Origin of the sequence: Pseudomonas sp. Colony2 (assembly GCF_019382755.1) — a bacterium.
In the GTDB taxonomy this organism is placed as follows: Bacteria; Pseudomonadota; Gammaproteobacteria; order Pseudomonadales; family Pseudomonadaceae; genus Aquipseudomonas.
The window spans coordinates 1,425,268-1,425,704 of sequence record NZ_CP080030.1; the positions used below are offsets into that span (position 1 = coordinate 1,425,268).

The window sequence follows — 437 nt, forward strand, 5'->3', positions numbered from 1 at the left end:
CCCGAATCCGCCGGAAACACCAGAATGAAATCCCTGTATTGCGGCGGGTAGATCGGGTCAACGATGATGTTGGCGGCCTTCTCGGTCGGTGGGTATACCCAGATTCGCGGTGCCTGCGGCGCAGCTTCCAGTACAGGAATACCGAGGGTGTCAGCGGGATCGATGGCAGGCGTCCATATCAGCTCGACGCCGTCGCCCAAGTCCGCTACCTGCCGCGTGCCGCGCAGCCCAAACTGCACGACATCAACCATCTCCCAGTCGCGATTTTTCCCTGTGTAAAAGGCGTATCCCTTTAGAGTGCCGTCAGCAAGTTGCTCGACGTGAAGGCGAACTCGTGTTCGCGCGCGTGGCATTGAGCGCAGTTGACGGTCGCTGTAAAGCGCGCTGTCGCCCAAATTGGAGGGCCAGATAAGTGCAGCAATCCCAAGCATCAGGCC

At 59.5% G+C, this 437-nt stretch carries 1 protein-coding gene; it reads right to left on the reverse strand.

The features are described 5' to 3' along the window. The coding region (locus JV201_RS05975) for an S-type pyocin domain-containing protein (RefSeq protein WP_219407139.1) at positions 1 to 437 on the reverse strand (437 nt) is incomplete at both ends.